This is a genomic window from Falsiroseomonas sp., assembly GCF_051859025.1.
Taxonomy (GTDB): Bacteria; Pseudomonadota; Alphaproteobacteria; order Acetobacterales; family Acetobacteraceae; genus Falsiroseomonas.
Genome location: NZ_JBHYGL010000008.1, coordinates 13,267 through 39,849, shown reverse-complemented (window position 1 = coordinate 39,849; position 26,583 = coordinate 13,267). Strand labels below are relative to the sequence as shown.

Below are 26,583 nucleotides of genomic sequence, written 5' to 3'. Positions count from 1 at the left end.
ACAAGCAACCGACGTGGATGTTCTATGTAGGTTCCTGCGACCTCGTCAAATGTTTTCCACAGACCCAGGCAAAACCTGGGGTGAATCGAGATTCTTGAGCAGCCGAAAGCGGTTGAATCCGCGCGAATCAGAGGCCGAGGCGATCCAGCGGAATCGCCTCCACCGCCGCGCCCTCGGGCAAAGCGGGGGCGTAGGGGGCGCGCAGGATCAGCGCCTCCGCCCGTGCCAGGGTCTTCAGCATGGAACTGTCCTGCTGCGGGAAGGGCGTCGCCACCACGCGGCCGTCCCGGTCGCGGGACAGGATGGCGCGGAGGTGGTCGAAGCGCTTGTCGTTCTCCGCCAGCGCGGTGCCGGCATGGACCTGGATGGTCGGCGGGGCCGCGGCGGGTTCGCCGGACAGCACGGCCAGCGCCGGCATCAGGAACTGCACGGCGCAGACCATGGCGGAGACGGGGTTGCCCGGCAGGCCGAGCACGGGGGTGGTGCCAAGCCGCCCCCAGATCAGCGGCTTCCCGGGCCGCATCGCGATCTTCCAGAAATCCAGCGCGAAGCCGTCCTGGCCGAGCGCGGTCTGGATCAGGTCGTGGTCGCCCACACTGGCGCCGCCCGTCGTCACCAACAGGTCGCAGGCGCGCGCCGCGGCGGCGGTGGCGGCGATGGCCTCCCGGTCATCGGGGGCGATGGGCAGGACCAGGGGATCGCCGCCGCCGGCGCGGACCATGGCGGCGATGGCGTGGGCGTTGCTGCTGACGATGCCGCCGGGGGGGATGGGGTCGCCAGGCAGCGCGATCTCATCGCCTGTCGCCAGGATGCCGATGCGCGGGCGGCGATGGACCATCAGCCAGGGGTGGTTGGCCGCGGCCGCCAGGCCGATGTCGCGGGCGGTCAGGCGGCGGCCTGGGGCGATCAGCGCCTCGCCTTCCTGGAAATCCAGGCCGCGGCGGCGGACCCAGCGGCCGGGGCGCACGGCGTCGCGCACCTCCACCACGCCATCGGCCGCGACGGCGTCTTCCTGCAGCAGGATCCCATCCGCGCCGCCCGGGATGAAGGCACCCGTGAAGATGCGGACGGCCTGGTCGGGGCCGACGCTGCCGGCATAGGGGTGGCCGGCGGGGGCCGATCCCACCACTTCCAGCCTGGCGCCGAGCACCGCATCGGCGGCGCGCACCGCGTAGCCATCCATGGCGGAGACATCGGCCGGCGGCTGGGTCAGGCGCGCCAGGATGGGGCGGGCGAGGACACGGCCCCAGCCCTCCGGCAGGGCCACGGCCTCGGCCGGGGTGGGGGCGAGGCCGCCCAGGATTCGGGTCCGGGCTTCCTCAACCGAGAGCATCAGGACGCCTCATAAGTCCCGGATTTGCCGCCGGATTTATGCACCAGGCGGATATCCTCGATCCGCATGGCGCGGTCGGCGGCCTTCACCATGTCATAGACCGTCAGGGCGGCGACGGTGACGGCGGTCAGCGCCTCCATCTCCACCCCGGTCTGGCCGGTGAGCTTGACGGTCGCCTCGATCTCCACCGCATCGGGGGCCACCGGCACCAGATCCACCGTGACCTTGGAGATCAGCAGGGGATGGCATAGCGGGATCAGGTCGCTGGTCTTCTTGGCCGCCATGATGCCGGCGATGCGGGCGACGCCCAGCACATCGCCCTTGCCGACCTGGCCGGCCTGGATCAGCGCCAGCGTCTCCGGCTGCATGACCACCCGGCCGCGGGCGGTGGCGGTGCGGCTGGTCTCCGCCTTGGCGGAGACATCCACCATGGCGGCGCGGCCGGCCTCGTCGAAATGGGTGAGCTTGGTCATCTCAATCCAGCGCGGTGATCAGTTCCCGGGCCGCCGCCTCGACATCCGCCTGACGCAGCAGGTGTTCGCCGACCAGCAGGCAGCGGGCGCCGGCGCGGCACATGCGGCGGACATCCTCGGGCGTGCGGATGCCGCTTTCGCCGACCGGGATGCGGTCCGCGGGGATCAGCGGGATCAACTCGTCGGAGGTGCCGAGATCCGTCACCAGGGTCTTCAGGTTGCGGTTGTTCACGCCGATCAGCCGCGTCTCCAGCCCCAGCGCGCGGTCCAGCTCCCGCCGGTCATGCACCTCCGCCAGCACGGCCATGTCGAGGGACCGGGCGACATCCTCCAGCTCCTGCGCCTGGTCGTCGGACAGCGCGGCCAGGATCAGCAGGATGGCGTCGGCGCCCATCGCCCGGGCCTCGAACACCTGCCAGGGATGGACCATGAAATCCTTGCGGAGCACGGGCAGGGAGCAAGCCGCGCGGGCCTGGACCATGTGGCCCAGGTCCCCCTGGAACCACGGGCCGTCCGTCAGGACCGACAGGCAGGCGGCGCCCGCCTTCTCATAGGCCTGGGCGATGGTCGCGGGTTCGAAGGGGTCGCGGATCAAGCCGCCGGAGGGGGAGGCGCGCTTGATCTCGGCGATCAGGCCGACGCGGCCTTCGCCGACCGCATCGCACAGCGCGCGGGTGAAGTCGCGGGGCGCATCGGCGGCGGCGGCGCGCTTCTCCATCTCATGCAGGCTGACGGCGGCGGAGCGTTCGCGGACCTCCTCGTATTTGTCGGCGAGGATGCGGGCGAGGGTGTCGGACATCACGGGGGTGGGGGCGTTCATGGGACTCAGGCAGTCGGTTCAGGGGGAGGCGGCGCCGCGGCGGCGCGGAGGCGGTTGAGCACGTCGAGCGCCGCGCCGCCATCGATGGAGCGCATGGCCAGCGGCACGGCATCGCGCAAGGTGGGGGCGACCCCGGCCACGACCAGGCCGGCGGCCGCATTCAGCAGCACGACGTCGCGATAGGGGCCGGGGGCGCCCTCCAGCAACGCGAGCAGGGCGGCCGCGTTCTCCGCGGGGTCGCCGCCTTTCAGCGATTCCGCGGGGGCGCGGGGCAGGCCGGCATCCTCGGGCGAGACCTCGAATTCCCGGATCAGCCCGTCCTTCAGCTCCACCACCTGGGAAGGGCCGGCCAGCGTCAGCTCATCGAGCCCCATGCCATGCACCAGCCAGGCGCTCTGGGTGCCGAGCCGCGCCAGGGTTTCCGCCATGGGGCGGAGCCATTCCGGGGCGAAGGCGCCCGTCATTTGCCGCGTCACCCGCGCCGGGTTCGCCAGCGGGCCGAGCAGGTTGAAGATGGTCCGCGTGCCGAGTTCGACGCGCGGGCCGGCGGCGTGGCGCAGCGCGGAATGGTGGCGGGGCGCCATCAGGAAGACCATGCCGGCTTCCGCCAGCACCGCCGGCAGCCTTTCCAGCGGCGTCTCCATCACGGGGATGCCGAGTGCGGAGAGCGCATCCGCGGCGCCGGAGCGGGACGACAGCGCCCGGTTGCCATGCTTGGCCACCTTCACCCCGGCGCCGGCGACCACGAAGGCGCTGGCGGTGGAGATGTTCAGCGTGCCGGCGGCATCGCCCCCGGTGCCGACGATGTCGATCGCGTCCGGCGGCGCTTCCACCGCGATCATGCGGGCGCGCATGGCCCGCACGGCGCCGGTCATCTCCGCCACCGTTTCGCCGCGCACGCGCATGGCCATCAGCAGGCCGGCGATCTGCGCGGGGGTGGCCTCGCCCGCCATGATCATGCCGAAGGCGGCCTCGGCCTCGCTCTCCGCCAGGCGTTCGCCCTGGGCGAGCCGCGCCAATATCCGTTTCATGCGGGTTCGAAGGCGTTGCGCTGGGCGCTGAGGGCCAGGAAGTTGCGCAGCATGTCGTGGCCGTGCTCGCTGGCGATGCTCTCGGGGTGGAACTGCACGCCCCAGATCGGCAGGTCCCGATGCGCCAGGCCCATCACCAGGCCATCGGCAGTGCGCGCCGTCGGGATCAGCGTCTCCGGCAGATCCTCCACCACGAGGGAGTGGTAGCGCGTGGCGCGGAAGGGGGAGGGGAGGCCGGCGAAGATGTCGGTGCCGCCATGGGTCACGTCCCAGACCTTGCCATGCACGGGCGTGGGCGCCCGCACCACCTTGGCCCCGAAGGCCTGGCCGATGGCCTGGTGGCCGAGGCAGACCCCCAGCAGCGGCAGGCGTTCGGCCGCGGCGGCGGCGATGACATCCAGGCAGATGCCCGCCTCATTGGGCGTGCAGGGGCCGGGGGAGAGGACGATGGCGTCCGGCTTCAGGGCCAGGGCTTCGTCGGCCGACAGGGAATCATTCCGCCGGACCTCCACCACCGCTCCAAGGTCGCCCAGGAAGTGGTAGAGATTCCACGTAAAGCTGTCGTAATTGTCGATCAGCAGGATCATGCGGCCCGATGGTCGCCCCGCGGCCGCGGTTAATCAAGTGTGGCGGAAGCGGGGCGGGGCTGCGTCAGCGCCTGACGGCCAGCGCCACGGTCAGCGCCCCGGCCGCGACGACCAGCGCATCCTCGATAAGCCCGCTCCGCGTCTGGCCCATCCTCGTCATGGCGCGCTTGCGGCCATCCAGCGTCAGGTAGGCCAGCGGGATGGTGGCCGCGACCGCGATCGCGGCGCCGTCACGCTCCCGCCCCCGCGGTGCCAGGGCGGCGCCGGCGATCCCCGCGCTGGCCACGCGGGCGACCAGGCCGAGGAGAACCGTGCGGTCCGGCGCCGATTTAAGCTTGTCACCGAACAACTCCGCGACGCCCATGAACAGGGCGCCGAGCTTGAAGACGGGATGATCCAGGAGCACCAGCCGCCCGGGCGTCAGGCGCCCCGCCAGCCTGGCGGTCGCGATGGTCGCCATCGGCGTCATGGACCTGGCGCTGGCGACGGCACCGATGAGGGCGGAGGGGAGCAGGCCGCGGATCGTCATGGCCGATCAACACGGGGAGGCGCCCGCCGGTTCCAGGCAAAACCGATTGACGGCGCCCTGCCATCTGCCATGGTAGTTGCAAGCAAACAGGAAACGTCGCCCTGTCCGTCCTTCGCCCCTTCACCGAGACCGACCTGCAATCCCTTGCCGCCCGCGCCTATGCGCGGATCCGGGAGGCCATCGTCGCGGGAAGCCTGGCGCCGGGGCAACGCATTTCCGAACGCGGGCTTGCCGCCGCGCTCGACATCTCCGCCCAGCCGGTGCGGGAGGCGCTGCGGCGGCTTGAGGTCGAGGGGATGGTGGAAACCAGGCCCCGCAGCGGGACCTATGTGGCGGATCTCGGCCGGGACCGGCTGTTCGAGATCGGGTTGATCCGCGCCACGCTGGAAGCGGTGGCGGCCAGGCTGGCCGCCGAACGCGCGACGCCCGCCGACCATGCGGCGATGCGGTCCAGGCTGGATGCCATCGCCGGCGCGATGCGGAGCGAGGATGCCGCCGCGGTGACGCTGGCGAACGAGGCCCTGCACGACGCCATCCACGCCGCCGCCGCCAGCCGCGACGTGACCAGGCTGCTGGAGGGGCTGCGCGCCTATGACCATCTGACGCGCGAACGCATCCTCTCGACCGCCGAGGAACGCGACACCGCGCAGGCCGAACACCAGGCCATCGTGCGCGCCATCATCGAGGGCGATGCCCGTGCCGCCGAAGCCTGCATGCGCGCCCATGCCCTGAGATCACTATCCGTGGCCCTGCCCTGAGCGGGGCGGCATCAACGCGTTGAGGGAGGAAACAACAATGAACCGTCGCACCCTGCTGGGGGCGCTTGCCGCTTCCGCTGCCCTGCCCATGCCGGCCTTCGCCCAGGCCCGCCCCTGGCCGTCCCAGCCCATCCGCGTGATCATCCCCTTCGCGGCCGGTGTCACCGACACGCTCGGCCGGCTGGTGACGCTGGAGATGGGCCGCAAGCTCGGCCAGACCTTCGTCGCGGAAAACCGGCCTGGTGCCGGCGGCAATATCGGCGCCGAGGCCTGCGCCCGGGCGGCCCCGGATGGCAACACCATCTGCATGGGCACGATCAGCAGCCACGCGATCAACCCGGCGATCATGGCGCGGATGCCCTATGACAACCTCCGCGACTTCGCGCCCATCACGCAGTTGTCCCACCAGCCCAACGCGCTGGTCATCAACAACGACGTGCCGGCGCGCACGCTGGCGGAGTTCATCGCGCTGGTGAAGGCGCGTCCCGGCTTCTTCAGCTACGCGACCTCCGGTGTCGGCACCTCCACGCACCTGGCGGGGGAGGCCTTCGCGCAGATGGTCGGCGCGGAAGTGGTGCATGTGCCCTATCGCGGCAGCGGCGGCGTCATGACGGCGGTGATGTCCGGCGAGACGCCGATGTCCTTCGACAATCTTTCCTCGGTTCTGCCGCTGGCCCGCGAAGGGCGCATCCGGCTGATCGGGGTGGGCAGCAAGGAACGCATCGCGGCGGCGCCGGATGTGCCGGCGATCGCGGAGGCGCTGCCGGGCTTCGAGAGCCTGTCCTGGCACGGGCTGTTCGCGCCCGCCAACACGCCGCCGGCCATCGTCACGCGGCTGCATGCGGAAGCCGTGGCGGCGCTGCGGGAACCGGCGCTGGCGGCACGGCTGACGGAACTCGGCTTCACGCTGGTCGGCAGCAGCCCGGATGAATTCAGGGCCTTCATCGCGGCGGAGACGCAGCGCTGGGGCGATGTGGCGCGGCGCGCCAATCTTCGGGTGGAGTGAGTTGATGGCAGTCACCGAGCGCGTGGCGAAGGCGCTGCGCGGGGTCTCCGGCATCCTGGTCACGCCCTTCGATGGCGATGACCAGCCGGCGCCGGGGAAGCTGGCGCCGATCGTGGACCGGGCGGTCGGCGCGGGCATCGGCGCGCTGACGGTGAATGGCAACACCAGCGAGTTCTATGGGCTGACGCTGGATGAGGCACGGCGGATGCAGGCGGCGGTGCCGGGCCTCGTCGGCGGCCGCGCCATCGTCGTGGCGGGCGTGGGCCGGAGCGTGAAGGAGGCGGCTTCGCTCGCGAAGGCGGCGAAGGCGGATGGCTGCGACGCCATCATGATCCACCAGCCGCCGGACCCCTTCCGCGCGCCGCGCGGCGTCGCGGCCTATGTGGAGCGGGTGGCGGAGGCGGCGGATGGGCTGCCGGTGCTGCTGTATCTCCGCGATGACAGCGGCGGGCTGGATGCCATCGCGTCGCTCTGCGCGGTGCCGGGGGTGGCGGGGGTGAAATGGGCGACGCCCAATCTGCTGACGCTCGCCGCCGCGCGGCGGGCGGCGCCTCACCTGGCGTGGATCTGCGGGCTGGCGGAGCCCTGGGCGCCGCCGATGACGGCGATGGGCGCGCGCGGCTTCACCTCCGGCGTCATCAATGTCGCGCCGCATCTGTCGATGGCGGTGCTGAACGCGCTGGCGGCGGGCGACTATGAGGCGGCGGATCGCGCGGTTCTCGCCATCGAGAACTTCGAAAAGCTGCGGGCGCAGGAAGGCAACGGGGCGAATGTCTCCGTGGTGAAGGCGGCGCTGGCGCTGCGGGGGGAGGATGTGGGCGCGGCGCGCCCGCCCGCCGCCTGGCCACTGGCGCCGGCGGCGACCGAGGCCCTGCGCGGCGTGCTGGCGGGTTGGGACAAGACGAGCGGCTGAAGCCGCCGTCCATCAGGGGAAGGAAGCGAACCATGAAGCGACGCCTGCTGGGGGCGCTATCCGCCCTGCTCTTCGTGCTGCCGGCGATGGCGGCGGACCTGCCGGAACGCCCCATCCGAATCATCGTCCCCGCCCCCCCGGGCGGCACCAGCGACATCATGGCCCGCGTGCTGGCGGAGGCCGCGGGCCCCTTTCTGCCGCGTGGCGCGGTGGTGGAGAACCGTGGCGGCGCCGGCGGCAACATCGCGGCGGCCGAGGTCGCGCGGGCCATCGCGGATGGCACCACCATCCTGCAATGCAGCTTCGGGCCCTGCGGCGCGAACCCGTCGCTCTACGCCAATCCCGGCTATGATCTGCTGAAGGATCTGGCGCCGGTGATCCTGACCGGCGCGGTGCGCAACGTGATGTCCGTGCGGCGCGACCTGCCGGCGCAGAACGTCCAGGAATTGCTGGCGCTGGCGCGGGCGCGGCCGGGGGCGCTGACCTACGGGTCCTCCGGCGTCGGGGCCTCCAACCATATCGGCCCGGAACTGCTGCGATCGCTGACGGGGATCGAGATGCAGCACGTGCCCTATCGCGGATCGGGGCCGGCGACGACGGATTTGATCGCCGGGCGCATCGACATCTTCTTCGACAATTTGCCGTCGATCCTGCCGCATATCCGCGCGGGCGCCGTGCGGCCGATGGCGGCGGTGAGCGCCGCGCGGCTGCCGGAACTGCCGGACCTTCCCACCTTCGCGGAACAGGGCGTGGAGGGCATGGCGATCGACAGCTGGTTCGGATTCCTCGCGCCCATGCGCACGCCGCAGCCCGCCATCGCCGCGCTGAACACGGCCTTCGGCAAGGCATTGGAGAATGAGGTGGTGCGGCGGCGGCTGGCCGACCTCGGCGTGGTGGTGCTGGGCGGCACGCCGGCGCAGATGGATACCTACATGCGCGGCGAAGTCGCGCGCTGGGCCGAGGTGGTCCGCAAGCAGGGGATTCGCGCGGAATGAGTGCCTCGTCCAGGATCACCTGCGTCCGCACGCTGCGGGTGCCGGAACGCGCCAATCTCTGCTGGGTGGAGATCGAGACGGCGGAGGGCCTGACCGGCCTCGGCGAAGCCTTCCGCGGCGCCGCGGCGGTCGAGGGGCAGATGCATGACCTCGTCGCGCCCTATCTCCTCGGCAAGGATGCGCGGGACATCGAGCGGCATCATCGCTTCCTGATGACGCCCTATGTCGGCTTCGGGGCATCGAGCGCGGAGATGCGCGCGGCATCCGCCGTGGACATCGCGCTGTGGGATCTGGCGGGGCAGCGGCTGGGCGTTCCCGTCCACGAAGCCCTTGGCGGCCTCTCCCGCGACCGCATCCGCGCCTACAACACCTGCGCGGGCTACGACTACAATTCCCGCCCGAACCGGCGCGAAGTGGCGGGGGCGGAGGATCGCACCGGCCCCTATGACGATCAGGTCGCCTTCATGAATGCGCCGGATGAGCTGGCGCATTCGCTGCTGGAGGAAGGCTTCACGGCGATGAAGATCTGGCCCTTCGACGTCCATGCGGCGGCGTCGGGCGGGCAGCTCATCAACCTGGCCGATCTCAACAAGGGCATGGAGCCCTTCGAGAAGATCAGGGCCGCGGTCGGCGACCGGATGGAGGTGATGGCCGAACTCCACTCGCTGTGGTCGCTGCCGGCCGCATCGCGCATCTGCAACGCCTTGGCGCCCATCCGCCCCTTCTGGGTGGAGGACCCCATCCTCAAGATGGATGACACGGCGGCGCTGGCGGAATTGCGGCGCATGGCCCCGGGGGTGCCGATCTGCGCCAGTGAAACCCTGGGCGGCAAGGTGGCGTTCCGTGACCTGTTGGTGGCCGGCGCCACCGATATCGTCATGGTGGATTTGACCTGGTGCGGTGGACTGACCGAGGCACGGAAGATCGCGGCCATGGCGGAAGCCTGGGCGCGGCCGGTCGCGCCGCACGATTGCACGGGGCCGGTGACGCTGGTGGCGTCGCTCCACTTCGCGCTGCACGCCGCGACGGCGATCTTCCAGGAAGTGGTGCGGGCGACGCTGGCGACCTGGTACCGGGACCTGGTGACGGTGCTGCCGCGGGTGGAGCAGGGCTTCTGCCTGCCGATGCAGGGCCCGGGGCTGGGGACGGCGCTGCAGCCGGATACGCGGAAGCGCGCGGCGATTCGCGAAACCAGGGCCTAGCCCGCTTCAAGGGCTGGCGGGGGGAGGATGAGGTCCGCCCGCCGGCCGCGGCGCCCAGCCGGCGGCTCGACCTCGATGCCCGCCTGGGGATGGCGGCGCCGGATCGGCTGCTGCTGGCCGCCACGGCCTATCTGCTGCTGCCGGGCCTGATCTTCGCGGGCGGGTTCCTGGCGCTGCCCTGGGCGGCGGCCTGCCTGCTGGCGGGGATCGGCGCGGCGGCGCTGATGCCGGGGTGGCGGGGCGGCTGGCCGCTATCCGGCCGCGCGACGCTGGCCTGCGCGGCGGGCGCGCTGGCCTGGGGCTTCGGGGCCAGCGGGACGCACCACCTTCTGTATGCCGCGGTCGATTGGCAGATCCGGGACGCGGTGCTGCATGACCTCGCCACCGGGCCCTGGCCGGTGCTCTACGCGATCGGGGACCTCGCCTGGCTGCTGCGCGCGCCACTCGGCTACTACATGCCGGCGGCGGTGGCCGGGCGGATCGGCGGCATCGCCGCGGCGCAGGCGGCGCTGTTCCTCTGGACCGCGCTCGGCCTGTTCCTGGTGCTGGCCCTGCTGGCGGCGCTGGCGCGGGATGTGCTGCCGGGGCGGCGCCGGGCGGGCCTGGTTCTGGCGCTCGTCTTCCTCACCTTCGGCGGGCTCGACCTGCTGCCCAATATCTGGCTGGACGCGACGCAGGGCGAGGGGATCGCCAGCTACTGGGGTCGCGGCGGCGAATGGTGGGCGCGGGAATTCCAGTTCTCCGGCCATGTGACGCTGCTTCTCTGGGTGCCGAACCATGCGCTGCCGGCCTGGATTCCGGCGCTGCTGCTGCTGCGCCATGCGCGCCAGCCCCGCTTCGCCGCCATGGCCGGGCTGCCGCTGGCTGCCGCCGCGATCTGGGCGCCGCTATCCGCGCTGGGCGCGGGGGTGCTGGCGGCGGCGGCTTTCGCGCATGCGGGGTGGCCGGTGATCCGCGCCGCGCTGTCCGGGCCGGCGAACTGGCTTTCCGTGCTGCTGGTGGTGCCGGCGGGGCTGTTCCTGATGGCGGGGTCGTCCTCCATCCCGCATGGCTTCCTGTTCGGCATCCATGGCTGGGAAAGCCTGCCCCGCCTGGCGCTGTTCCTGCTGGTGGAGGTCGGCGCCATCGCCGCCGCCGTGCTGCTGCTGGCGCGGTCCCGGCTGCTGGCGGTGGCGGTCGGGCTGCTGGCGGTGCTGCCCCTCTATGTCTTCGGGCCGGGCAATGAGATGACGATGCGCGGCGGCATCGCGGCCCTGGCCTTCCTCGCCGTCGCCGCGGCGCTGGCGCTGCTGCATGCCGCGCCGGGCTGGCGCCGCGCGCTGCTGGCGGCGCTGCTGGCGGTGGGCGCGGCGGGGCAGGGGATGGAGGCCTCCATCCTGTTCGCCGAACCCTGGCCGCCCAGCCAGGGCTGCACCCTGCCTGAAGCGGCGGCGCAATCCGTCTTCACCGATACGGACTGGTCCCACTACGTCATCCCGTGGCCGGAGCGGGCGCTGGCCGCGCTGCTCGCCACGCCGGCGGAACGGCTGGTGGACCCGGAGACGGTGGCCCGCTGCTGGCCGGAGCAGGGCGGATGAAGCCCACCCCCCGCCGCCGCGACCTGCTCGATCAGGCCAGCGACGTCGCCGGCAGGGCCGCGCCCGCATCCGCCAGCAGGGTCGGGCCGTAGAGCCTCGGGATGTCGTTGTGCGACGCGCTGGTGAGCAGCACGCGGAAGCGCGGCGCGCCCAGCCCTGCCTGCCCCAGCCCCGCGGCCAGGCGGCGGGACGGTGCCTCCGTCGCCGTCCCCGGGCGGGCGATGACGGCAAGTGCCGGCGGCGGCACGCCAGCCCGTTGGTCCGCCGCCCGCGTCCGCGCCCAGCGCAGCACGGGGCCATGGTCGCCATAGAGCGCGTCGAACAGATGCGCCTCATCCACCCGGAGCGCGCCGCGCAGGCTGGTCTCCAGGATGCGCGCCAGGCCGGACCCGCCGCCGGAATGGGCGGTGAGGATGAGGTGCGTCGGCGCGGGCAGACGCGGGCCGAAGCCGGAAAGTGCCTCCTCCACCACCGCCTGCAACCCGCCCGGCACGCCCATCGCCGGCCAGTCGAAGGCGCCGGGACGGCCCGGGACGGGGCGGCCACGCGGCATGATGGCGATGGTGGGGGGCGAGGCGGGCAGCACCAGGCCGCTGCCGGGCAGGCGGCCCTGCGCCAGGCGCAGCGGCTCTCCCGGCGCCGAGAAGCCGTGCAGGTGGACCACGATGCGCAGTTGTGTCGCGCCGGCGGGAATCGCGGTCCAGCGCATCACCGCATCCGGCTCCCCGGGCATGGTGCCATGCGCGGCCAGCGCGGCCAGCCTCGGCACCGCCATCTCCCCCGCCGTGACCCCGCCGGACAGCCCGGGCCGCGGCCCCGCGCCGCAGGAGGCTAGGATTGGCAGGGCGAAGAGCGTGGCGCGGCGGGTGAGGGCGACCATGCCGGCGGCTATGCCATGGCCGGGCAGGGGGTGGAACGATTCCATGGGGCGCCTCCGCTGCGTCGCCGATGCAACGCGACGGGTGTAACGCGACGGAACCGCGGCGGTTCGGGAAGCCGCGGCGTGAAACGCCTGAAACCGTCGTCACCTTGCGGGTTGCGGCCCCCGCCGCAAGGATTTCCCCATCCTTGGAGGGTGTGGCCGGATGGGCTGGTGGGAGAAGAAGTCGTCGCGCTGGCAGTCCTGCGTCGTGGCGCAGGCGGGCGGGGCGGCGATCCTGGGCGGCGGCGTCTTCTTCGTGCAGTTCCGCAGCCCGGACATTGCCGTGAAGCCCTGCTTCGTCGCCATCGCGGGCGGCGCCGGCATGGGGGGCAGCATCGGCAGCGCCGTCTCCATCCCCTACAGCGACATCGTCCGGCAGCTGATCAACCCCAGCTTCCGGCCGCCCACGGATGATTACGGCTGGGGGGCGATGAGCGGCAATTTCTCCTGCCAGGACATCCAGCGGGAGCAGTTCGACATCGCGCAGATCGGCGCCTCCGCCGTCGTGCTCGGCGCGCAGCTCGCGGCCTTCACGATCCGGGAGGTGGCGATCTTCGGGGAGGGCGACGTGATCACCGCCACGCGCTTCAACATCCCCCGCAACCTGCCGAGCTTCGGCCGCGCGGTGCTGGACCTGCCGCAGGTCCAGGGCGCGATCGGGGTGGGTGGCTTCGCCTTCCGGGGCGCCATCGTCTACATCGGGGCGGGCTGAACCCGCCCCGGGCGGCGTCCGGAGTTAGCGCCGCTGCGCGGTGTGGGGCCTTAGCGCCGCTGCGCGATGTGGGGCCTTAGCGCCGCTGCGCGATGTGGGGCCTTAGCGCCGCTGCGCGGCGTGGGGCTTTAGCGCCGCTGCGCGGCGTGGGGCCTTAGCGCCGCTGCGCGGTGTGGGGCCTTAGCGCCGCTGCGCGGCGAAGCGCACGGCTTCCTCGGCGGCGCGGAACAGGGCGCGGGCCTTCTGGTGCGTCTCCTGGTACTCGGCTTCCGGGTCGCTATCCGCCACCACGCCGGCGCCGGCCTGGACATGCATGACGCCGTCCTTCACCAGCGCGGTGCGCAGCGCGATGCAGGTGTCCATGTCCCCATCCGCGCCGAAATAGCCGACGCCGCCGGCATAGATGCCGCGGCGGGACGGTTCCAGCTCCTCGATGATCTGCATCGCCCGCACCTTGGGCGCGCCGGAGAGCGTGCCCGCCGGGAAGCCCGCCGCCAGCGCATCCAGCGCATCGAGCCCGGGGCGGAGGCGGCCCACCACCTCCGACATGATGTGCATGACCTGGCTGTAGCGCTCGACCTGGAATTTCTGCGTCACGCGCACGCTGCCGATTTCCGCCACCCGGCCGATGTCGTTGCGGCCGAGGTCGATGAGCATCAGATGCTCCGCCAGTTCCTTCGGGTCCGCCAGCAGTTCGACCTCCAGGCGCTTGTCTTCCTCCGGCGTCGCGCCCCGGGGACGCGTCCCCGCAAGGGGTCGCAGCTTCACCTCACCATGCTTCACGCTGACGAGGATTTCCGGGGACGCGCCCACCAGGGAAAAGCCCGAAAAATCGCAGTAGAAGAGGTAGGGCGCCGGGTTCAGGCGGCGCAGGGCGCGATACAGCGCGAAGGGTGGCAGGCCGAAGGGGGCGGAGAAGCGCTGCGACGGCACCACCTGGAAGGCGTCGCCGGCATTGATGTAGTCCTTCGCGCGCAGCACCGCGGCCTTGAATTCCTCCTTCGTGAAGTTGGAGGTCGGCGCGGGGGGCGCGGGCAGGGCGGCGGCGGGCGCCGGGCGGGGCAGGGGGCGGTCGAGCGCCGCCTCGGCCTCATCCAGCCGGGCATTCGCCAAATCCCAGGCGGCCTGGGGGTCCATATCCGGTTCCGGCCAGACGGCCGTCACCAGCGTCAGCGTATCCCGCACATGGTCGAAGACGGCGACCAGCGTCGGGCGGATCATCACGGCTTCCGGCACGCCCAGCACATCCGGGTTGGTCGCCGGCAGGCGTTCCATCTGCCGGACCATGTCGTAGCCGAGATAGCCGAACAGCCCCGCCGCGATGCTGGGCAGCCCCGCCGGCATCGGCATCCGCGTCGCCTGCACCAGGGTGCGAAGGCTGTCGAGCGGCGGCGCGGGGTCCGGCACGAAGGCATGGGGGGCGGACAGCGCGTGGCGGTTGATCTCCGCCTGGCCGTTGCGGCAGCGCCAGACCAGGTCGGGCTCCATGCCCAGCGCCGAGAAGCGGCCGCGCGCGGCGCCGCCTTCGACGGATTCCAGCAGGAAGGCGTTCGGCCTGCCCTGCACCAGGCGGAGGAAGGCGCCGACCGGCGTATCGAGGTCCGCGACCCTTTCGCGGAACAGCACCTGGCCGCGCCCGGCGGCGATCGCCTCCCGGAAGGTGGCGAAGCCCGGGCTCACGGGACCACCTGCTGCATCAGGGTCTGGTTGATGCGCGGTGCGGCGCGGTCCCGGAGTGCTGCGAGGTAGGCCGCTTCCAGCTCATCCGCCGACTGGCTCATCAGCGTGGTGCGGGCATTGGCGAGGGCCGCGGGATCGGCGGCGGGGTCGGCGGCGATGATCTCCAGCAGCTGGGCGACCGCGAAGCCGTTGCGGGTCGGCACCATCGTGGCCTCGCCCACCCGGAGGTTGAAGATGGCGGGCAGCAGTTCCGGCGGCACGGTCAGGCCGGGCGTGCCGGCCACGGGCTGGCGGCCGAAGGGGCCCATCCGCTCGCTCTGCGCGCCCTGTGCCGTTGCGGCATCGGCCAGTGACGCGCCGTTGCGGCTGGCGCCGAGCAGGGCGGCGGCCTTCTCCTCCTGGAAGCGGCGGCGGGCATCGACGATGAAGGCAAGCCGGACCTCATCCGCGATGCTCTCCAGCGGCTTCAGCGCGGGCGGCGTGATGGCGCGGAGTTCGACGGCCATGAAGCCCTCGGCCTGGCGGAGTTCGGCCAGGCGCGGCGCGCGGCCCATCTCCGCCGTGAAGATCGCGCGCAGCGCTTCCTGGCGCGCGGCGGCCGGGACGGGCAGGACCACGGGCAGGCCCTCGGCGTCGCGTCCCTCGGCATCCAGCTTCACGGTCGCGATGGTCATGGTGTAGCGGCGGGCCGCTTCCTCCAGCGTCGCGCCGCCGGCGATGGCGTCTTCCACCCGGTTGGCGCGATCGAAGGCGAGGTCCCCGGCGCGTTCCAGCGCGACCTCTCGCCGCAGCCGGTCCGCGACCTCCGCCAGCGGCGTGGTGATGCCGGGGGTGATGCGGGCCACGCGCATGACGTGCCAGCCGAAGGGGGATTGCACGGGGGCGGTGACGCCGCCGGCGGGGGTGGCGAAGACCGCCGCGGCCAGGGATTCGATCGGCAAATCGGCGCGGGTCAGGTCGCCGAGCGCGAGCGCCCCACCACCGGCGGCCGTCGCGGCCTGCTGGATGGCGTCGAAATCGGGGTTGGCGGTCCAGGCGGCGGCGATGGCCTTGGCCGCATCCTCATTCGGCACCAGCGCCTGCTGCAGGTCGCGGCGCTCCGGCGTTTCGTACTGGGACTTGCGGGCCTCATAGGCCGCGGCCAGGTCGGCGTCGGAGACCTCCACCTGGTCGGCCAGCGTTTCCGCCGTCAGCACCGCCACGGCGGCTTCCCGCAGCGCGGGGGAGGAGAAGCGGTCGGGGTTGTTGGCGTGGAAGCGGGCCAGGGCGGCTTCCGTCGGCGGCTCGGGCTCCGGCGCTTCCAGCAGGGGGAATTCGGCCACCTGGGCGACGCGCTGCTCCCGCTCGAACCGCACCATGGCGTTGGTGAGGGAGGCGGGCGCCATGGCGCCGGTGCGGACGGCGCCGATCAGCTGGATGCGCTGCAGATCATCCCGCACCAGTTGCAGGAACATCGCCTCGTTCATGTCGTTCTGGCGCAGCCACTGGTCGAGGATGAGGCGGTTGAAGGTTCCGCCGGACTGGAAGTTCGGGATGGAGAAGACGTATTCCTGCACCACCGCATCGGGGGTGGAGACGCCGATCCGGTTGGCTTCCAGGCGCTGGGCGCGTTCGCTGATCAAATTCTCCACTGCCTGCATGGCGACGGCGCGGCGCAGCGGTTCCTCCGGCTCGAAGCTCGGGCCCAGCTGGCGCGTCACGCGCTGCAATTCGCGGCGCGCGGCGGTCTGGGCCTCCGGCACCTCGATGCTGGCGCCTTCCATGCGGACGACGGCGGTCTCCCGCCAGAGATTGCGGACCGTGTCCTCGATCCCCCAGATGCCGAATGACAGCACCAGGAGGAGGAACAGGACCTTGGCGATCCAGGTCTGGGTAAGCGCGCGGAACCAGGTGATCATGCCCGCCGGGGTAGCCGAGAAATCCGCACGTTGCCAGCCCGGGCAGGCGTTGGTAGGGCCCTGGGCATCAAAGCAAGGGAGATGGGCATGACCCCCGGCGTCCGGCCGCTGATCGCGGGCAACTGGAAGATGCATGGCACATTGCGGGAGGCCGCGGCGCTGGCGGAGGCGGTGCGCGCCGGCGCGGTGGCGGAGGCCCTGCCGGCGGACCTGCTGATCTGCCCGCCCTTCCTGCATGTGCAGATCCTGGCCGCCGCCATGGTCGGCCAGCCCGTCGCGGTCGGTGCGCAGGATTGCCACGCCGCCGCCAAGGGCGCCCATACCGGCGATGTTGCCGCGCCCATGCTGCGGGATGTCGGCGCCACCCATGTGATCCTCGGCCACAGCGAACGCCGGGCCGACCATGGGGAGACGGATGCCGTGGTGCGCGCCAAGACGGTGGCGGCCCTGGCCGCGGGCCTGGTGCCGGTGGTCTGCGTGGGGGAGACGGAGGCGGAGCGCCTGGCCGGGCAGGCGGAGCAGATCGTCTCCCGCCAATTGGCCGAAAGCCTGCCGGACGGCTTCGCCGGCCTGGTGGCCTATGAGCCCGTCTGGGCCATCGGCACCGGCCGCACGCCGACCGAGGCCGACATCGCCGCCATCCACGGCACCATCCGCGCCACGCTGTCGACACGCTTCGGGGCGGCGGGGGCCGGGACGCGCATCCTCTATGGCGGGTCCATGAAGCCGGGCAACGCCCGCGCCATCCTGGCGCTGCCGAATGTCGATGGCGGGCTGGTCGGCGGCGCGAGCCTGGTGGCGGCGGATTTCCTGGCGATCGCCCGGGCCGCGGGATGAGGGTCAGGCGGAGGCGCTGATCAACCGGACCGGATAGGCGGGCGCATGCCCGTCCGCGGTCAGGAAGGCGGCGCCCTCCGCCAGGCATTGCGCGATCAGCAGATGGTCGAAGGGATCGCGGTGGTGCGCGGGCAGGGCCTGCAGCGCCACCAGGTGCGGGACGGCGATCTGCAGCAGGCTGAAGCCCTGCCCGCGCATCGCCGTCGCGATCTCCGCCACATCGGCCTCGAGCTTGCCGATCCGCACCTTGACTGTGATCTCCCAGAGCGAGGCGGCGCTGACCAGGACCTCGTTCACGGGGTCGGCGATCAGGGCGGTGGCCGCGGGGCCAAGGCGCTGATCGCCTGCGAGCCACCAGAGCAGGGCATGGGTGTCGAGCAGGATCCTCACCCCAGCGGCGCTTCCATCGAATCGATCAGATCCGGCGGCGTTTCGTCGAAATCGGGGGCCAGGCGGATGCGGCCGGCCAGCACGCCGGGCTGGCGCGGTGGCGCGGCTTCCTGCGGCGGCGGGCGCAGTTCGGCCACCACCCGGTCGTGCGAGGTGACGAGGAAGGCTGAGCCCTGGCGGGCTTCCCGCAGGAAGGTCGTGAGGTTGTCACGCAATTCGCGGACGCCGACGCGCTGGGGTGATCCCGGGCCTGGGCTGGGCATTGATGGCCTCCTGTAGTCACTGAGTATGTACACAAATGGCGAGGCAGGTTCCAACCTTCCCGACGATTGAGCCACCGCTGGCCTTCCCGCGCGCGGCAGGCTAGAAGCGGCGCGCCATGACCACAGTCCTCCTCGTCCTCTTCCTGCTCGTCACCTTGGCGCTGATCGGGGTCATCCTCGTCCAGCGGAGCGAGGGGGGTGGGCTCGGCATCGGTTCCTCCCAGGGCATGGGCAGCTTCATGACGGGGCGCGGCACCGCGAACCTGCTGACGCGCACCACCGCCATCCTCGGTACCGCCTTCATGGCGCTGGCGTTGGTGCTGGCGATGCTCGGCAAGGGGCAGAACCCGCGCGGTTCCATCCTGGATGCGACGCCGCCCGCCGCGACGGCCCCGGCCGTGCCGGCGGCGCCCGCCGTCCCCAACAACTGAAGTCCGCCATCCCGCGCCCCGCGCGGGCTTGGCATCTACGCCCGCGCCCCGCGCGGGCTACATGGCAGTATCCCGGTTCCACAACGCGTGAGCGGCTTTGCTTGCCCGCGCGGCTTCGCTATGAGGGGCGTCCATGACGCGGTTCGTATTCGTCACCGGCGGCGTGGTCTCCTCCCTCGGCAAGGGCATCGCTGCGGCGTCGCTCGGTGCCCTGTTGCAGGCGCGCGGCTACAAGGTGCGCCTTCGCAAGCTCGACCCCTACCTCAATGTCGATCCGGGCACGATGTCCCCGTATCAGCATGGCGAGGTCTTCGTGACCGATGACGGGGCGGAAGCCGACCTCGACCTCGGCCACTACGAGCGTTTCACCGGTGTCCATGCCTCCAAGGCGGATAACTGGACCACCGGTCGGATCTATTCCGACGTGATCGCGAAGGAGCGCCGGGGCGACTACCTCGGCGGCACCGTCCAGGTCATTCCGCACATCACCGACAAGATCAAGGACGTGATCCAGGCGGAGACGGATGGCTACGACTTCGTCCTGGTCGAGGTCGGCGGCACGGTCGGCGACATCGAGTCGCTGCCCTTCCTGGAAGCCATCCGGCAATTGGCGAACGAAGTGGGGCCGACGCGCAGCCTCTTCGTCCACCTGACGCTGGTGCCCTACATCCCGTCGGCCGGCGAATTGAAGACCAAGCCGACGCAGCACAGCGTCAAGGAATTGCTCGGCGTCGGCATCCAGCCCCAGATCCTGCTCTGCCGCTGCGACCGACCGATCCCGGAGAATGAGCGCCGCAAGATCGCGCTGTTCTGCAACGTGCGCCCCGAATCGGTGATCCCGGCCTACGACGCCGACAGCATCTACTCCGTCCCCATCAGCTACCACGCCGAAGGCCTGGACCGCGAAGTGCTGCGGCACTTCAATCTGTCCTTCTACGGGGAGCCCGACCTGCGGGCCTGGGAGAAGGTCGTCCAGTCCATCCGCGCGCCGGAAGGGGCGGTCACGATCGCCGTCGTCGGCAAGTACACGAACCTCCTCGACAGCTACAAATCCCTCGCCGAGGCGCTGGCCCATGGCGGCATCGCCCATAATGTGAAGGTCAAGCTGGACTGGGTGGACAGCCAGGTCTTCGAGGCCGGCGACGAGGAAACGCTGAAGCGCCTGGAAGGCGTGCACGGCATCCTGGTGCCCGGCGGCTTCGGCGAACGCGGCACCGGCGGCAAGATCGAGGCCGTGCGCTTCGCCCGCGAACGCAAGATCCCCTTCTTCGGCATCTGCTTCGGCATGCAGATGGCGGTGATCGAGGCAGCGCGGAACCTGGTCGGCCTGAAGGGCGCGTCCTCCACCGAATTCGGCACCTGCGCGGAACCGGTGGTGGGGCTGCTGACGGAATGGACCAAGGGCAACCGGGTGGAGACGCGCTCCGCCGGCGGCGACCTGGGCGGCACCATGCGGCTCGGCTCCTACACCGCCCATCTCGCGGAGGGGTCCCTGGTGCGGGAGGTCTATGACGGCGCGGCCGAAATCCAGGAACGCCACCGCCACCGCTTCGAGGTGAACGTCGCCTACCGGGAGAAGCTGGAAGGCGTCGGCCTGAAGTTCTGCGGCATGTCGCCCGATGGCAGCCTGCCGGAGATCGTGGAGGTACCGGACCACCCCTGGTTCATCGGGGTGCAGTTCCACCCGGAGCTGAAGTCCAAGCCCTTCGCGCCGCATCCGCTGTTCCGCGGCTTCATCGGCGCCGCGGTCAAGCAGGCTCGGCTGGTCTGATGCGGGGGGAGCGCCATGGATGAGAAGGCCAGGCTGAAGCGGCTGGGGATCGGCGCGGCGGCGACGCTGGTGCTGACCATCCTGGCCGCCATCGTCTTCGGCTCCATCGCCGTGCCGCTGGCGCTGGCCGTGGGGCTGGGCGCCACGCTGCTGCTGGGCGGTGGACTCGCCAAGAAGTAGCGCGCCGCAACCGCCCGCTAACCGTTTCGCCGCCATGATGGGCCCATGCGGACCATCAAGGGCCACGGCGACTCCGAGACCTACCTGTTCGAACCGGGGGATCTGGTGCGCCTGCTGAAGGCGGAAACCGGGCCCATCGCCAGCGCCATGCCGGGCGACTGGGGGGTGGTGATGCGCGTGCATCCCTGCGGGTCGCTCGACCTCAAGCTCGCCGGCTATTCCCGGCCCAAGGATGCGGGCATGGCCCGCGCCATGGCGATTCCCCGTGGCCATGTGGAACCCTGCGACCGCCAGGGGCTGCCGCTGCGCCGGGGCTTTTCCGCGGTGTGGGACACGCGCCCAGCGCGCTGATGCGGGCCCGCGTCCCGGCCGATGCGGGTGGGTAACATCGCGGCAAAAACCGTGGGGTCTGCTGGCCCCATGCAAAGCCATGATCCCCGAGACGCCCAGCCCACCCGGCCCATCGCCATCGGCGACTTCGTCCGCCTGCGGCGCGACGAGCCCGGGGATTTCGTCACCACCCGTGCCGGGGATTGGGGCCAGGTGGCCCGGGTCAACCGGAACGCGACAGTGGATCTGATGCTGGCGGGCTATTGCCGCCCGCGCACCACGCCGCAGCCGCGCGCCACCTCCATCCCGATCAGCATCGTCGAACGCTGCGATGCCTTCGGCCGCCCCCCGGCCGAAACGCCCCGCCGCCGCGTCTGGGGCACGGGCGAGCCGCTGTAGGGGCGGCCGCCGGTTCAGGCGATGGCCGGCTTCCGCCCGACGGGCGCCGGGCGTGGCATGGCGTAGAGCGAGAGGAGGTCCGGCGCCGCGGCAGCGGCATCGGCCAGCGCCGCATGCAGGGCGGTGGCACGCGGCAGCGCCTCCGCCGGGGTCATCCGGCCATGTCGCGTGAGCGCCAGCTGGATCCGTGCCACGCTGTTGGCACGACCGCGCTTGAGGGTCAGCAGCGTGTAGAAGGTGTGCTGCGCCGTGGGCAGCGCCGCCACCGTCACGCCCGGGATGCCGGTCAGCAGGCCGGCCTGGGCGACGTCCCGCGCGTTGCGCGCGGGATGCAGGATCGCGGCGCGGAAACACCCGTCGCTGGCGGATACGGCCTTGCGGACCCAGGGTCGCGTATCGCCGAAGCGTTCCAGGTTCCGCCGTTGCGTCGGCGTCTGCCAGCCTGCGGCCACGACGCGTTCATGATGCGCCACGCGCCAGCCCGCGGCCTCCGGCGGCCAGACGCAGGTCATCGGGCTGAAGGCGAGGACGCTGATCCGGGCGGCAGGCCGCAGCACGGACATCATCGCGGCATAAAGGATGGCGGCGTAGCCGCCGGTGCTGAAGCCCAGGACCTGCAGATCGGCTGCATCCTGCCACCCTGTGGCGGCGAGCAGGGCACGGACGACGTCATCCGCGTCGGAGTCGAAGCGCTCCATCTCCCGCGCCGACATCACCGCCAGCGGGCGGTCGTCATACCCGCTCGGGCCGAACCAGGCTGCCGTCTCCTCAATGGGGGAGGGGTGGATGATCAGGAGGGGCCGCCCCTGCCCGGGCCGGAAGTGCAGGCGATAGGAACCTGCCCGCAGCGATTCGATGCGCGCGTCGTTCATCGAGGTTGCGATCCTGCCAGCCGGTGCCCGGAAATACCCCCAGACGATGCAATAATTTCGGATTCGGGATGGCCGGACACCCCGGGATTATGGCGCATGCCGCGCGGGCGGACTATGGCGCGCGCCGCGCGGGCCGGCAGGGCCGCACCCTCAAGCCTTCCTTAGTGACCCTGCCGTTATGAAGCGCGCGGCAACAGGGGTACCCCGATGGACGGATCGAACTTCACCCTGCGCCAGCGTTCCGCCGCACCGCCTGGCGCTGTCGATGGCAGCGCCGATGGCGGGGATGCCACCCCCGAACGTGTGCTGGCGCTGGTGGACCGCGCCGCGGAGATCGCCGCCACCAAGGTGGAGGCCATCCAGGCCATCACCAGCCAGACCCGCATCCTGGCCCTGAACGCCACGATCGAGGCTGCGCGCGCCGGCGATGCCGGCAAGGGATTCACCGTAGTGGCCGGGGAGGTGAAGGCCGTGGCGGCGGAAGTGGCGCGGCTGTCGACGGAGATGAACGGCGAACTCCGCGACGCCTTCCGCGCGCTGAAGACCGTCGGCGAACGGATGGCGGCGGAGATGTCGGGCCAGCGCCTGGTGGATTTGGCGCTGAACGCGATCGAGATCATCGACCGCAACCTCTATGAACGCACCTGCGACGTCCGCTGGTGGGCGACGGATGCGGCGGTGGTGGAAGCGGCCTCCACGCCCGATGCGGCCAACTGCGCCCATGCGGCCAGTCGGCTCGGCGTCATCCTCTGCGCCTATACCGTCTATCTCGACCTCTGGCTGTGCGATCGGGAAGGGCGCGTCATCGCCAATGGCAGGCCGGACCGCTACCCCGGCGTGGCCGGCCATTCCGTGGCGGAGGAGGGCTGGTTCCGCGAGGCGCTGGCCACGTCCTCCGGCGATGATTTCGCCGTGGCCGACGTCATGGCCTGCGATCCGCTGGGCGGCGTGCCCGTCGCGACCTATGCCGCCGCGATCCGGGAGGGGGGGCAGGCAAGGGGCCGCGTGATCGGCGTGCTCGGCATTCATTTCGACTGGGGCCCCCAGGCCGATGCGGTGCTGCGCGGCGTGCGGCTCACGCCGTCGGAACAGGGGCGGACCCGCGCGCTGCTGGTGGATGCGGCGGGGCGGGTGCTCGCGGCTTCCGATGGCCTGGGCGTGCTGAAGGAAGTGGTGCGCCTGCCGGCGGGAAGGGGCGGCCATGGCTTCGCGGTGGAGCCTGGCGGCCGCACCACCGCCTTCCACCGCACCCCGGGCTATGAGACCTATCGCGGCCTGGGCTGGTCCGGGGTGATCGTCCAGGAACCCGCGCGCAGGGCGGGGGCCTAGCAGGCTGCGTTCGCTTGAACGCAGCTCGTGATCTATAAGTCATTGAATCCAGAGCGAGAAATGCGTTCAGATGATTCCATCTGAACGCATATTGCTCTAGCCGCCGACCGCTTTCGGGGATGCCTCGGGGGCCCGTTTCGTCCAGACTGTCGGGCAGCGAGGGAGCGGGCGATGGCGATGCAATCCGCGGGGGCGAGCAGGCCCAGGGTCTTTTCGCGGGTCATCACCTTCGGCATCGCGACCGCCCTGATGATCGGCGGCATCGTCAACGAAGCCTCGCCCCTGTTGATCTGGAGTTTCATCGCCGCCTGGGTCTTCGCCCTCGTGCTGCTTGTGAAAGCGACCCAGGGGATCGCGGGGGAGGCATCGATGTCGGTCGATGGCGATGGGGGCGGCGATGGGGGCGGCGATGGGGGCGGCGATGGCGGCGGCGGTGAATAGCGCGGCCGTGCCCGCACGCAGGCTTGCCGCGCGCCCCGCACAAGGTTAATCGCGCGCCATCCCCCAGCCCCGGAGTGCCCCATGGCCGCCATCGCCGACATCATCGCCCGCGAGGTCCTCGATAGCCGCGGCAACCCGACGGTGGAGGCCGAGGTGGTGCTGGACAGCGGTGCCCGCGGCCGCGCCATCGTCCCCTCCGGCGCCTCCACCGGCGCGCATGAGGCGGTGGAACTGCGGGATGGCGACAAGGCCCGCTACGGCGGCAAGGGCGTCAGGCGCGCCTGCGGCAATATCGAGGGCGAGATCTTCGACGCCATCGGCGGCATGGATGCCTATGATCAGGTCCATATCGATGAGACGATGATCGAGCTGGACGGCACGCCGAACAAGTCGCGCCTTGGCGCCAACGCCATCCTGGCGGTGTCGCTGGCGGTGGCGAAGGCCTCGGCCATCGACCTCGACATCCCGCTCTATCGCCATGTCGGCGGCGTCTTCGCCCGCACCCTGCCGGTGCCGATGATGAACATCATCAATGGCGGCCAGCACGCGGACAACCCGATCGATATCCAGGAATTCATGATCATGCCGGTCGCCGCCGGCACGGTGGCCGATGCGGTGCGCATCGGGTCCGAGATCTTCATGCAGCTCAAGAAGGCGCTGCACGATGCCGGCCTTTCCACCAATGTCGGCGACGAGGGCGGCTTCGCCCCCAACATCGGCAGCGCGGATGAGGCGCTGGGCTTCATCGCCAAGGCCTGCGAGAAGGCCGGGCACCGCCTGGGCGAGGACATCATGCTCGCCCTCGATTGCGCCGCGACCGAGTTCTACAAGGACGGCGTCTACGACATGGAAGGCGAGGGCAAGAAGCTCGATAGCGCCGGCATGGTCGACTACCTCGCCGGCCTCTGCGCCAAGTTCCCCATCGTCTCCATCGAGGATGGGATGAGCGAGGATGACTGGGCCGGCTGGAAGCTGCTGACGGACCGGCTCGGCAAGACCGTGAACCTGGTCGGCGACGATCTGTTCGTGACGAATACGGAACGCCTGCGGCGCGGCATCGAGACCGGGACGGGCAACGCCATCCTGGTGAAGGTCAACCAGATCGGCAGCCTGACGGAGACGCTGGAGGCGGTGGAGACCGCGCATCGCGCCGCCTACAAGGTGGTGATGAGCCACCGCTCCGGCGAGACGGAGGACAGCACCATCGCGGACCTCGCGGTGGCCACCAATTGCGGGCAGATCAAGACGGGCTCGCTGAGCCGATCCGACCGCATGGCGAAGTACAACCAGCTGATCCGCATCGAGCAGGAACTGGGCAGCGCCGCGCGCTACGCCGGGCGTTCGGTCCTGCGCCGCTGAAGGAAGCGCCCTGCGCGTGGGGGCGCGCAGGGTTAACCTTCTTTCGCTGGACAGGGGTGCAAACTCCTGTTTTCCTGGCGGCGCGGAGACGGGCGGGGGGCTCGAAGACGTGAGTGACGAATACGGGGCGCCGGAGCGGCGCGAGGGCATCCTCGCGGCCATCGGGCGGGGGTTGCGCAGTGCCATGCTGCCGGTCTTCTTCATGGCGGCCTGCGGCTATTTCATCTGGCACGCCGTGCATGGCGAACGCGGGCTGATTGCCAGCGAACAGCGGCTGGTGGTGCTGGCGGATGCGCGGCAGGACCTGGACAGGGCGCGGACCGAGCTGGAAAGCTGGGAACGCCGCGTGCAGGGCATGCGGGGCGACCGCCTGGACCGCGACCAGCTGGATGAGCGCGCGCGCCAGCTGCTGAATTTCGTCGGCAAGGACGAGCTCGTGATCCCCTACGGACCCGAACCCCGCCTGTTCTGAATCAGGCCGGCATCCACATTACGTCGGCGGCGGGTCCGCCGGCCGGCGCGTGCCGGCGAAGCGCCAGCCATTGTCCCGCCCGCGCAGCCGCTTCACCGCATGGTCCAGCCAGCCGAAGGCGCGCGTGCCCAGGCCCCGCAGCGCCGGGATCGCCAAATCCCCGCCCGGCCAGGGCAGGAAGGGCGTGCCCCGCGCCTGGGCCCAGATGGAAATGCGGCAGGCGAAGCCCTCGCTCAGCCCGCGGCGGTGAAAGCCGCTGGTATCGGCGATGATCAGCGTGTTGGGCTGTGCCTCCAGCTTGCGCGGGGCCTCGTAGCGCAGCCGCGCCAACTCCTCCTCCGCGATGCGGAGTGACCCTTCGCCGGTCAGCCTGTCCCTCGCCTCATGCGCCGTCCAGGATGCGCGGCGTTCCCAGGCCAGGTGCCGCCGGTTCGGCAGGTGGCTGCCGGGGATGTAGGTGAAGCCGGCCTCCGCCTGGTTCACCGGCGTCAGCAGCAGCCAGGACTTCACCGTCGGGAAGAAGGTGTCGGTGTGGTAGTGGCTCTGCACATCCGGCGGGCCGTCCCGCACGCCGGAGAAGATGGTCTGCACGTAAAGCCGGGGCAGGCGGCGGAAACTGCCGATGTAGTGGTGCAGGCCGAGGTAGCGCGGCGTCAGCAGCGCGCCCCGCGTCGCCGGCATCTGCCGCAGCGCCATCGCATCCAGCGGGATCAGCCGCGTCATCGTGTAGCCATCGATGGATTCGCGCGCGCGGGCGTCTCTGGCCATCACCTCCGCATGCATCGCCTCGAAGGTCTCGGGCGGCAGGAAGTCGGGGATCACCAGGTAGCCATCCCGCAGGAAGGCGGCGCGCTGGTCGTCCGTCAGCAGCGATGCCATGGCGGCACGTCGGCGCGCGGCCATGCGGTGCGCCAGGCGCTTGCGGGCGATGTGCAGGCCCAGGCGGTTGAGGCGGGGGCTGCCGATGACGGGGTTGTCGCGGAAGGCCTTCTCGCTGGTCGCCACGCGAAGCGCGTGCCAGGGCAGGAGCAGCCATCGCAACGGGTTCGGGGCGCTGACCATTACCAAGTTTG

Annotated in this window: 30 protein-coding genes; 17 read left to right on the top strand and 13 right to left on the bottom strand. The window is 71.2% G+C overall.

What is annotated here, in order from left to right:
• Positions 1-127: 127 nt before the first annotated feature.
• The 6 genes from ACTIE5_RS10055 to ACTIE5_RS10030 all read right to left on the bottom strand — a co-directional run bounded on the left by ACTIE5_RS10055 (position 128) and on the right by ACTIE5_RS10030 (position 4,773).
• On the bottom strand, positions 128-1,333 hold the full coding sequence (locus ACTIE5_RS10055) for a molybdopterin molybdotransferase MoeA (protein WP_439549561.1): 1,206 nt from the start codon (positions 1,331-1,333) through the stop codon (positions 128-130).
• Positions 1,333-1,806 carry a cyclic pyranopterin monophosphate synthase MoaC gene (gene moaC, locus ACTIE5_RS10050; protein ID WP_439549560.1) on the bottom strand — a complete coding sequence of 158 codons (474 nt, stop codon included), beginning with the start codon at positions 1,804-1,806 and terminating at the stop codon, positions 1,333-1,335. Before moaC ends, ACTIE5_RS10055 begins: the two co-directional genes overlap by 1 nt.
• 1 nt (position 1,807) lies before the next feature.
• Positions 1,808-2,626: an indole-3-glycerol phosphate synthase TrpC gene (trpC, locus tag ACTIE5_RS10045; protein ID WP_439549559.1), complete on the bottom strand. Its 819-nt coding sequence runs from the start codon at positions 2,624-2,626 to the stop codon at positions 1,808-1,810.
• Positions 2,627-2,631: 5 nt separating this feature from the next.
• Complete coding sequence (trpD, locus tag ACTIE5_RS10040) at positions 2,632-3,657, bottom strand: anthranilate phosphoribosyltransferase (RefSeq protein ID WP_439549558.1); 1,026 nt, start codon at positions 3,655-3,657, stop codon at positions 2,632-2,634.
• On the bottom strand, positions 3,654-4,244 hold the full coding sequence (locus ACTIE5_RS10035) for an anthranilate synthase component II (protein WP_439549557.1): 591 nt from the start codon (positions 4,242-4,244) through the stop codon (positions 3,654-3,656). The genes trpD and ACTIE5_RS10035 overlap by 4 nt, the downstream gene beginning before the upstream one ends.
• A gap of 64 nt (positions 4,245-4,308) precedes the next feature.
• A complete protein-coding gene (locus ACTIE5_RS10030) occupies positions 4,309-4,773 on the bottom strand; it encodes a hypothetical protein (RefSeq protein WP_439549556.1) in 465 nt (154 codons plus the stop codon).
• Positions 4,774-4,835: 62 nt separating this feature from the next.
• On the opposite strand from ACTIE5_RS10030, the gene ACTIE5_RS10025 reads away from it, so the two are divergent.
• The 6 genes from ACTIE5_RS10025 (at position 4,836) to ACTIE5_RS10000 (ending at position 11,224) form a co-directional block, all read left to right on the top strand.
• Positions 4,836-5,531, top strand: a complete 696-nt coding sequence (locus ACTIE5_RS10025; RefSeq protein WP_439549645.1) for a GntR family transcriptional regulator — start codon at positions 4,836-4,838, stop codon at positions 5,529-5,531.
• A 37-nt stretch (positions 5,532-5,568) separates the two neighbouring features.
• The gene (locus ACTIE5_RS10020; RefSeq protein WP_439549555.1) at positions 5,569-6,537 is read left to right on the top strand and encodes a Bug family tripartite tricarboxylate transporter substrate binding protein; all 969 of its coding nucleotides are present in this window, start codon (positions 5,569-5,571) and stop codon (positions 6,535-6,537) included.
• Positions 6,538-6,541: 4 nt separating this feature from the next.
• Positions 6,542-7,450, top strand: coding sequence for a dihydrodipicolinate synthase family protein (locus ACTIE5_RS10015; protein WP_439549554.1), 909 nt, complete (start codon positions 6,542-6,544; stop codon positions 7,448-7,450).
• A gap of 32 nt (positions 7,451-7,482) precedes the next feature.
• A complete protein-coding gene (locus ACTIE5_RS10010; RefSeq protein ID WP_439549553.1) occupies positions 7,483-8,445 on the top strand; it encodes a Bug family tripartite tricarboxylate transporter substrate binding protein in 963 nt (320 codons plus the stop codon).
• Positions 8,442-9,647 carry a mandelate racemase/muconate lactonizing enzyme family protein gene (locus tag ACTIE5_RS10005; RefSeq protein ID WP_439549552.1) on the top strand — a complete coding sequence of 402 codons (1,206 nt, stop codon included), beginning with the start codon at positions 8,442-8,444 and terminating at the stop codon, positions 9,645-9,647. Before ACTIE5_RS10010 ends, ACTIE5_RS10005 begins: the two co-directional genes overlap by 4 nt.
• Positions 9,648-9,736: 89 nt before the next feature.
• Positions 9,737-11,224: a hypothetical protein gene (locus tag ACTIE5_RS10000; protein WP_439549551.1), complete on the top strand. Its 1,488-nt coding sequence runs from the start codon at positions 9,737-9,739 to the stop codon at positions 11,222-11,224.
• 31 nt (positions 11,225-11,255) lie between these two features.
• On the opposite strand, the gene ACTIE5_RS09995 is transcribed toward ACTIE5_RS10000, so the two are convergent.
• Positions 11,256-12,149 (bottom strand): hypothetical protein, encoded by an 894-nt coding sequence (locus tag ACTIE5_RS09995; RefSeq protein ID WP_439549550.1) that lies wholly within the window; start codon positions 12,147-12,149, stop codon positions 11,256-11,258.
• Between the two features lie 160 nt (positions 12,150-12,309).
• Here ACTIE5_RS09995 and ACTIE5_RS09990 point away from each other — a divergent pair, with 160 nt between their 5' ends.
• The gene (locus tag ACTIE5_RS09990) at positions 12,310-12,858 is read left to right on the top strand and encodes a hypothetical protein (protein ID WP_439549549.1); all 549 of its coding nucleotides are present in this window, start codon (positions 12,310-12,312) and stop codon (positions 12,856-12,858) included.
• Between the two features lie 180 nt (positions 12,859-13,038).
• On the opposite strand, the gene trpE is transcribed toward ACTIE5_RS09990, so the two are convergent.
• Complete coding sequence (trpE, locus tag ACTIE5_RS09985) at positions 13,039-14,538, bottom strand: anthranilate synthase component I (protein ID WP_439549548.1); 1,500 nt, start codon at positions 14,536-14,538, stop codon at positions 13,039-13,041.
• Positions 14,535-16,436 (bottom strand): peptidyl-prolyl cis-trans isomerase, encoded by a 1,902-nt coding sequence (locus ACTIE5_RS09980; protein WP_439549547.1) that lies wholly within the window; start codon positions 16,434-16,436, stop codon positions 14,535-14,537. The genes trpE and ACTIE5_RS09980 overlap by 4 nt, the downstream gene beginning before the upstream one ends.
• An 87-nt stretch (positions 16,437-16,523) precedes the next feature.
• Between ACTIE5_RS09980 and tpiA the strand changes: the two genes are divergently transcribed.
• A complete protein-coding gene (gene tpiA, locus ACTIE5_RS09975; protein ID WP_439549546.1) occupies positions 16,524-17,273 on the top strand; it encodes a triose-phosphate isomerase in 750 nt (249 codons plus the stop codon).
• A 3-nt stretch (positions 17,274-17,276) separates the two neighbouring features.
• Here tpiA and ACTIE5_RS09970 read toward each other — a convergent pair whose 3' ends face one another.
• Positions 17,277-17,663: a type II toxin-antitoxin system VapC family toxin gene (locus tag ACTIE5_RS09970; protein ID WP_439549545.1), complete on the bottom strand. Its 387-nt coding sequence runs from the start codon at positions 17,661-17,663 to the stop codon at positions 17,277-17,279.
• Positions 17,660-17,926: a type II toxin-antitoxin system Phd/YefM family antitoxin gene (locus ACTIE5_RS09965; protein WP_439549544.1), complete on the bottom strand. Its 267-nt coding sequence runs from the start codon at positions 17,924-17,926 to the stop codon at positions 17,660-17,662. Before ACTIE5_RS09965 ends, ACTIE5_RS09970 begins: the two co-directional genes overlap by 4 nt.
• 116 nt (positions 17,927-18,042) lie before the next feature.
• Here ACTIE5_RS09965 and secG point away from each other — a divergent pair, with 116 nt between their 5' ends.
• The 5 genes from secG (at position 18,043) to ACTIE5_RS09940 (ending at position 21,037) form a co-directional block, all read left to right on the top strand.
• On the top strand, positions 18,043-18,357 hold the full coding sequence (gene secG, locus ACTIE5_RS09960; protein ID WP_092961771.1) for a preprotein translocase subunit SecG: 315 nt from the start codon (positions 18,043-18,045) through the stop codon (positions 18,355-18,357).
• Between the two features lie 133 nt (positions 18,358-18,490).
• Positions 18,491-20,128 carry a CTP synthase gene (locus tag ACTIE5_RS09955; RefSeq protein WP_439549543.1) on the top strand — a complete coding sequence of 546 codons (1,638 nt, stop codon included), beginning with the start codon at positions 18,491-18,493 and terminating at the stop codon, positions 20,126-20,128.
• Between the two features lie 15 nt (positions 20,129-20,143).
• Positions 20,144-20,308 carry a hypothetical protein gene (locus tag ACTIE5_RS09950; protein WP_439549542.1) on the top strand — a complete coding sequence of 55 codons (165 nt, stop codon included), beginning with the start codon at positions 20,144-20,146 and terminating at the stop codon, positions 20,306-20,308.
• A gap of 45 nt (positions 20,309-20,353) precedes the next feature.
• Positions 20,354-20,659 carry a hypothetical protein gene (locus ACTIE5_RS09945; protein WP_439549541.1) on the top strand — a complete coding sequence of 102 codons (306 nt, stop codon included), beginning with the start codon at positions 20,354-20,356 and terminating at the stop codon, positions 20,657-20,659.
• A 69-nt stretch (positions 20,660-20,728) separates the two neighbouring features.
• Positions 20,729-21,037 carry a hypothetical protein gene (locus ACTIE5_RS09940; protein ID WP_092961768.1) on the top strand — a complete coding sequence of 103 codons (309 nt, stop codon included), beginning with the start codon at positions 20,729-20,731 and terminating at the stop codon, positions 21,035-21,037.
• Positions 21,038-21,051: 14 nt separating this feature from the next.
• On the opposite strand, the gene ACTIE5_RS09935 is transcribed toward ACTIE5_RS09940, so the two are convergent.
• Positions 21,052-21,909 carry a hypothetical protein gene (locus ACTIE5_RS09935; RefSeq protein WP_439549540.1) on the bottom strand — a complete coding sequence of 286 codons (858 nt, stop codon included), beginning with the start codon at positions 21,907-21,909 and terminating at the stop codon, positions 21,052-21,054.
• Positions 21,910-22,116: 207 nt separating this feature from the next.
• Between ACTIE5_RS09935 and ACTIE5_RS09930 the strand changes: the two genes are divergently transcribed.
• The 4 genes from ACTIE5_RS09930 to ACTIE5_RS09915 all read left to right on the top strand — a co-directional run bounded on the left by ACTIE5_RS09930 (position 22,117) and on the right by ACTIE5_RS09915 (position 25,510).
• Positions 22,117-23,238, top strand: a complete 1,122-nt coding sequence (locus ACTIE5_RS09930) for a methyl-accepting chemotaxis protein (protein WP_439549539.1) — start codon at positions 22,117-22,119, stop codon at positions 23,236-23,238.
• A 171-nt stretch (positions 23,239-23,409) separates the two neighbouring features.
• On the top strand, positions 23,410-23,679 hold the full coding sequence (locus ACTIE5_RS09925) for a hypothetical protein (RefSeq protein ID WP_439549538.1): 270 nt from the start codon (positions 23,410-23,412) through the stop codon (positions 23,677-23,679).
• A gap of 81 nt (positions 23,680-23,760) precedes the next feature.
• Positions 23,761-25,038, top strand: coding sequence for a phosphopyruvate hydratase (gene eno, locus ACTIE5_RS09920; RefSeq protein ID WP_439549537.1), 1,278 nt, complete (start codon positions 23,761-23,763; stop codon positions 25,036-25,038).
• A 109-nt stretch (positions 25,039-25,147) separates the two neighbouring features.
• Positions 25,148-25,510, top strand: coding sequence for an FtsB family cell division protein (locus ACTIE5_RS09915; protein WP_439549536.1), 363 nt, complete (start codon positions 25,148-25,150; stop codon positions 25,508-25,510).
• An 18-nt stretch (positions 25,511-25,528) separates the two neighbouring features.
• On the opposite strand, the gene ACTIE5_RS09910 is transcribed toward ACTIE5_RS09915, so the two are convergent.
• The gene (locus tag ACTIE5_RS09910; RefSeq protein WP_439549535.1) at positions 25,529-26,572 is read right to left on the bottom strand and encodes a phytanoyl-CoA dioxygenase family protein; all 1,044 of its coding nucleotides are present in this window, start codon (positions 26,570-26,572) and stop codon (positions 25,529-25,531) included.
• Positions 26,573-26,583 lie beyond the last annotated feature (11 nt).